The 6,421-nt window shown below is 41.3% G+C and carries 5 protein-coding genes; all 5 read left to right on the top strand.

What is annotated here, in order from left to right; all coding sequences use genetic code 11:
• Window positions 1–163: 163 nt before the first annotated feature.
• The 5 genes from COT81_03925 to COT81_03945 all read left to right on the top strand — a co-directional run bounded on the left by COT81_03925 (window position 164) and on the right by COT81_03945 (window position 6,281).
• Window positions 164–715 carry a hypothetical protein gene (locus tag COT81_03925; GenBank protein PIS04913.1) on the top strand — a complete coding sequence of 184 codons (552 nt, stop codon included), beginning with the start codon at window positions 164–166 and terminating at the stop codon, window positions 713–715.
• On the top strand, window positions 712–969 hold the full coding sequence (locus COT81_03930; GenBank protein ID PIS04914.1) for an acyl carrier protein: 258 nt from the start codon (window positions 712–714) through the stop codon (window positions 967–969). Before COT81_03925 ends, COT81_03930 begins: the two co-directional genes overlap by 4 nt.
• Window positions 970–971: 2 nt before the next feature.
• Window positions 972–2,117: a hypothetical protein gene (locus COT81_03935; protein PIS04915.1), complete on the top strand. Its 1,146-nt coding sequence runs from the start codon at window positions 972–974 to the stop codon at window positions 2,115–2,117.
• Between the two features lie 209 nt (window positions 2,118–2,326).
• A complete protein-coding gene (locus COT81_03940) occupies window positions 2,327–5,563 on the top strand; it encodes a hypothetical protein (protein ID PIS04916.1) in 3,237 nt (1,078 codons plus the stop codon).
• A 214-nt stretch (window positions 5,564–5,777) separates the two neighbouring features.
• The gene (locus COT81_03945; GenBank protein PIS04917.1) at window positions 5,778–6,281 is read left to right on the top strand and encodes a hypothetical protein; all 504 of its coding nucleotides are present in this window, start codon (window positions 5,778–5,780) and stop codon (window positions 6,279–6,281) included.
• Window positions 6,282–6,421: the final 140 nt, after the last annotated feature.

The following is a 6,421-nucleotide window of genomic DNA, read 5'->3' on the forward strand; positions in this document are numbered from 1 at the left end:
TGTTTTTCCATCAGTTTCCCCGGCCAAAGAAGATAATATTAAGGTTATTCAAAGTTTTAACAAAAGAATTGAAAAATTATTAGGCCAATCATTAAGTGATAGCTTGGCGGAATAATTTGCATAATTATTATATTTTGCTAAACTCTATAAGCTTTTATTTATTATGATATCAGACCAAGAGTTATATATATTAAGCTATTATCGTGCCTGTGAGCTTGCCGGGGCTATTTTGTTTGGCAAATTAGCTTTTCATACAAATTTTGAGAATATCCGTATACCTTTGACCGAACACGCGCTGGAAGAGTCACGCCATGCCTGGCGGTGGACAGAAACCATTGAAAAATTAGGCCGCATTCCGCTGAAAGTAACCCAAGCTTACCAAACCGAATACGGCAAAGAATACGGTATGCCTACGAGTATTTTAGAAATTCTGTGCTTAACCCAAGTTTTTGAGAAACGTACGTTAGACCACTTTAACAAACATCTGGCTTTGCCTGGAACTCATGATTTGGTCAAAGCAACTTTGCAGGAGCTAATTGATGACGAAACCGGTCACGTTAGCTGGGTTAGAAAAGAACTTGATGATTATATAGCTAAGCGCGATGAAGAAGAAATAAACGCCGTGATGAAAAAAATGGAAGAGGTTGATAAAAAGGTTTTTGAACGACTATCGAAAACCGAACCATTTAAGGAATATTTTAAGGAGTTGCTATGAATCAAGAAATAATCGAAACTATCAGGGAAACTCTTTATTTAACCGCTGATCAAATAAATGAAAATACTTTAATTGAAGAAATCGCCAAAGATTCCATGGACATAGTTGAATTGGTAGCTGTTTTAGGCAGTCAGTACAAAGTTGCGTTCCAGCCTGAAAAAATGGCCCACATTAAAACAGTAGGCGATGTCATTAAATATGTGACTGAAAACATGGATACATCAGATAGCTCGGATCCACTCAAGTCATTTTAATTATGCAATATCCACTTTTTAGCCAAGAGCCGTACCGCACCTTTAGAAAGACGGTACGTGATTTTGTGGTAGAAGAAATTGAACCACACGTTGATCAATGGGAAAGGCAAGAGCACTTTCCTAACGAACTTTTAAAGCTAATGGCGGGCAAGAATTTGATAGGCGTAAGTTTACCCAAAGATAAAGGCGGACAAGGTTTAAGCTTTTGGCACGAAGTGATTTTAGCTGAAGAGTTGGCAAAAAGTAAACTGGTTGGCTGGGCTATGTCTTACTTGGCCCACACTAATATGGCCTTACCTTTACTGGTGAAGCTAGCTAGCCCAAAGCAACAAGCCGATATTTTGATGCCGGCGGTTAAGGGCGAGTTTTATCTATCATTAGCGGCGACAGAATTTCAAAACGGCTCGGATTTAGTATCAACCAAAACTGAAGCAGTTTTGCAGGGGGATAAGTTTTTAGTTAGCGGAGAAAAAAAGTATATTACAAACGGTTCAGTAGCCAAATATTTAATTACTTTGGTCAGGACAAAGTCAGATAAAAATATTTGGTCGCTTGGCTTACTTTTGGTTCCTACAGATGTAGACAAAATTGGAATCACTAAGTTGAAAACTAGCGGGCTTAAAACTAGCGACACGGCTGAAATTAAGTTTTTACAATGTGAAATTCCTAAAGACTACATTTTGGGTGGCAGCCAACGTGGTTTTTATTATTTGCTAAACGGCTTAATGAGAGAGAGGTTGATGGGTGCAGTGGCATTAAATACATTAGCCGAACAAGTATTAGAGCAAACAATCACTTATTTAAAAGATAAAGTTAGATTTAGTGAGCCTCTAAGCCGAAAACAAGTCATCCGTCATAGGGTAGCGGAGCTAGCGAGCCGGCTGGAGGCGGCTAAGCAATTTACTTATAATGTTTGCGCTGGCTTTGAAAAAGAGGAGCAAGTTGATCAGGAGATTATTATGTTAAAAATTTATTGCTATGAAACTTCCCAAGATATAATTAAAGAGTGCGTACATTTATTCGGCGCCGAGGCATTTATGCAAAACCATTGGCTAGCGCGAATTTACAAAGATTCTCAAGCTTTCACTTTGGCTGCTGGTACATCGGAAGTCATGCGGGACTTGTTAGCAGGCATGATGAGACTTTAAATTCCCAACGGATAATTCAAGTGTGTAAACTTGCTACTGGCGAATAAAATATTGTTGTCGCTATTGTCATCTTCTGGCTTGACCCGGAGATCTCTATCAAATAGAGATTCCCGCCTCCGCGGGAATGACAAAAAAGAAAGCGGGGGATCCAGTTTTTTCTGGATTCCCCGCTTTCGCGGGAATGACATTTTTGCTAAAATGAAGTATCTATGGAGCTTTTGGAATCTCTTAACAAAGAGCAATTGGAGGCGGTCAAACACAAATCAGGGCCGCTTTTGATTGTGGCTGGCGCCGGCACCGGGAAAACCACCGTCATTACCCAAAAAATCGCTTGGCTCATTGAGCAGGGGCTTGCTAAGCCCGAGGAAATTTTAGCCCTCACTTTTACGGAAAAAGCGGCCGGCGAGATGGAAGAGAGGGTGGATGCCTTATTGCCCATTGGCTATACTGATCTTTGGATTTCCACCTTTCATTCTTTTGGTGAAAAGATATTAAAATTGCACGCGCTTGATATTGGCCTTAGCAACGATTTTAAGTTGCTAACCGAAACCGGCCAGTGGCTTTTGATGCGCCAAAATTTTGATAAATTTGATTTGGATTATTATAAGCCACTTGGCAATCCGGCGAAATTTATTGGCGCAATGATTAAACACTTCTCCCGCGCCAAAGACGAAGAAATAACGCCGGCAGAATATTTAGAATACGCCGAAAATTTGCAATTAGATAAAGATAGCCGCACTAGCGCCGAAACCAAAAAAATTGAAATTAAACGTTTGCAAGAAATTGCGGGCGCCTATCATACCTACCAACAGCTACTTTTAGATAACAACGCGCTAGATTTTGGCGATTTGATAAACTACACGCTTAAATTATTCCGCGACCGGCCGCAAATATTAGACAAGTATCGCGAGCAATTTAAATTTATTTTAGTGGATGAATTTCAAGACACCAACTACGCCCAATATGATTTAGTTAAAATGCTTGCCGCGCCGAAAAACAATTTAACCGTGGTGGCGGATGACGATCAGTCAATTTACCGCTTTCGCGGGAGTTCCATCAATAACATCTTAGAATTTAAAAGCGATTATCCAGATGCTAAAGAAGTGGTGCTTGTGGAAAATTACCGCAGCTGCCAAAATATTTTGGATTTATCTTATACGTTTATTCAAGGCAATAACCCGAATCGCCTGGAATCTAAATTAAACGAATTAACCAAAGAAGCCAAAAAGAAGGGGATAGCGCTTGATAAATTTAAAACCATAAATAAAAAATTAAAAGCCACGGATAATTGCCAAGCGCCAATTGAGCATTTGCACGCGGAAACGTTAGAAGATGAAGTTAAAGCTGTCGTGGAAAAAATCATTGAGATAAAAACAGAGAAGCCCAAAAGTTTGTGGTCTGATTTTGCGATACTAGTTCGCGCCAATAACCAAGCCAACATTTTTTTACACGCCTTAGAGCGGGCCCAAATTCCGTATCAATTTTTTGCCCAGCGCGGCTTATACACGAAACCAGTTATTTTAGATGTCATTGCTTATTTTAAATTGCTTGATAATTACCATGAAAGCCCGGCGCTGTTTCGCGTCTTAAGTTATCCGTTTTGGAAAATTCCAGCCGAAGATTTAATGAAGCTAAATTTATACGCTTTCAAAAAAACCAAGTCACTGTACGAAACCTTGCAAGAAATTCAACTCGTTAAAGGTTTGCAAACGAGGACGCTAGACATTGCCAAAAAATTACTTGGGCTAATTGAGCGGCATACGCAATTAGCTAAAGATAAAAATGTGAGTGAATTATACGTGACTGCGTTAAAAGATTTAGGTTACACTCAATATTTGCATTTGGGGGAAACCGAAAGTAAAGTTGAACAGCTGAGTTACTTACAGCAATTTTATTCCAAAATCAAACAATTTGAAGCCCAAGATTCAGCCCCGCGCTTAAACACGTTTATGGAATTGTTGGATTTAGAAATTGAAGCTGGCGACGAGGGTTCTTTAAGCGTGGATATTGAAGCCGGACCGGAAGTGGTCAAAGTAATGACCATTCACGCATCTAAAGGGTTGGAATTTGAACAGGTGTTTATTGTTAATTTAGTGGACAAGCGTTTTCCGACAATTGAAAGAAAAGATCCAATTGAATTACCAGATGAATTAGTCAAAGAGCTATTATTGCCCGGTAACGTTCATCTGCAAGAAGAGCGGCGGTTAATGTATGTCGCCATGACGCGCGCGCGCCGCGGATTGTATTTTACGTCAGCCGATGATTATGGTGGTAGCCGCAAGAAAAAGATCTCGCAGTTTTTAGATGAGCTTGGTTTTAGTAACGAGAAAAAGATTGAGGTTAAAAATGGGGGGATGAGAGAGCCAACCGCCGAGCAGGCGGTTGCCCGAATGCCGCAGGCGGGCGCGGCTGCCGATTATTCCAAGCACCACGCCGGCTGCTATTCGTATTCGCAGTTATCGTCTTTTGCCAAATGCCCGTTGCAATACAAATTTGCCTACATTTTACGCGTGCCGATTTTAGGCAAACACACCTTTTCCTTTGGCCAAACCATGCATCTGACCCTACAACGCTTTTTAAATTTAATGATAGAGCATAGCACCAAACAGCAATCCTCCCTCCTCCCCGTGTCGTCCTCGAGCGCAGCGAAGGACCCCTCTCCCGATCGTCATCCTGAACACACAACTAGTCATCCTGAACTTGATTCAGGATCTCTATCAAATAGAGATTCCGGAACCCCCGCCTCCGCGGGGGCAGGCTCGGCCGGAATGACAAAAGAAAAAGGCCACCCCGATCGTCATCCTGAACACACAAGTAGTCGTCCTGAACTTGATTCAGGATCTCTATCTAATAGAGATTCCGGCTCAAAGGCCGGAATGACAAAAAAAGGAATTCCACCTCTCAAAGACCTCCTCAAAATCTACGACGAGGCCTGGATTGGCGATTGGTACCCGGACAAACAAACAAAAGAAAAATATTATAAACAAGGCAAAGAGTCGCTGACTAATTACTACAAGGACTTAGCCAAAAATCCACCTCGTCCCTTGCACTTAGAAAAAGACTTTACCTTAAAAGTCGGCAAAAGCACAATCAAAGGTAAAATTGACCGCATTGACGAAACTGCTGAAGGTATTGAAATAATTGATTATAAAACCGGCAAACCCAAAGATCCGAAAAAATTGTCAGCCGACGACAAAGAACAATTATTAATTTATCAATTAGCGGCAAAGCAAACGCTCAAACAAGAACCAACTAATTTAAGTTATCACTACCTTGATTCCGGCACCAAAGTGAATTTCTTGGGCGGGGAAGGGGAATTAAAAAAATTAGAACAAGACCTAATCGCTCGCATTGAAGCGATTGAAAAATCAGATTTCAAACCCACCCCCGGCTGGGCGTGTAAATTTTGCGACTATAACACTATCTGCGAGTTTCGACAGAAATAAATAATCCCTCTCCTCTGGGGAGAGGGTGTGCCTGTCCGCCTTTGGCGGGGGTGAGGGGAACCCCAATTGTCATTGCGCCTGCCCGTCCTTTGGCGGGAGCGCAGCCACGTCAGACGTGGCGCAGCGTCGCAATCTCGGCAATCCAGTCATTTGACACTCCCCACAAACAATAGTAACATCAAAACATCAAAGCGGCGCCAAGCCGTTTTTATTTATGCACAAAAAAGAAAACAATTTCGCGTTCATTGATAGCCAGAATGTATATAAAGGCACAAAGCGTGACCTAGGCTGGGAAATTGATTGGCAGCGATTCCGCACCTATCTATTACACAAATATAGAGTTACTAGAGCCTATCTTTTTATTGGCTTTCTTCCTGAGCACAATGACATGTATGACGAATTGCAACAAGCTGGTTTTGTTTTAAAATTCAAGCCAGTACTACCAAATGGAAAGGATGGAGTTAAAGGTAATGTTGATGCGGATTTAGTGCTACAAGCGATGATTGATTTCAATAACTATGACAATGCTATATTGGTAACCAGTGACGGTGATTTTTATTCATTGGCCCGTTATTTGTATGATAACAACAAGCTTGCAGCAGTATTAAGCCCGCATAGTAAAACCTGTTCATCGCTGCTGAGAAAATCAGCTAAAGAAAAAATGAGATATTTATATTTCTTAAAAGAAAAGTTAGCAAAAAGAAAAAGCACTGCATAGGGACTCGCCACATATGCCGTGCTCTTTCATATGGATATTTATATAGTATCAAATCACCACAAAGGTGTCAATAGAATAATCCTCCCCTGTGAAGGGGGAGCGTGAGGGGGTTGTCATTGCGCCTGCCCGTCCTTTGGCGG

The sequence above is a fragment of the Candidatus Buchananbacteria bacterium CG10_big_fil_rev_8_21_14_0_10_42_9 genome, from assembly GCA_002773845.1.
Classification (GTDB): Bacteria; Patescibacteriota; Patescibacteriia; order Buchananbacterales; family 21-14-0-10-42-9; genus 21-14-0-10-42-9.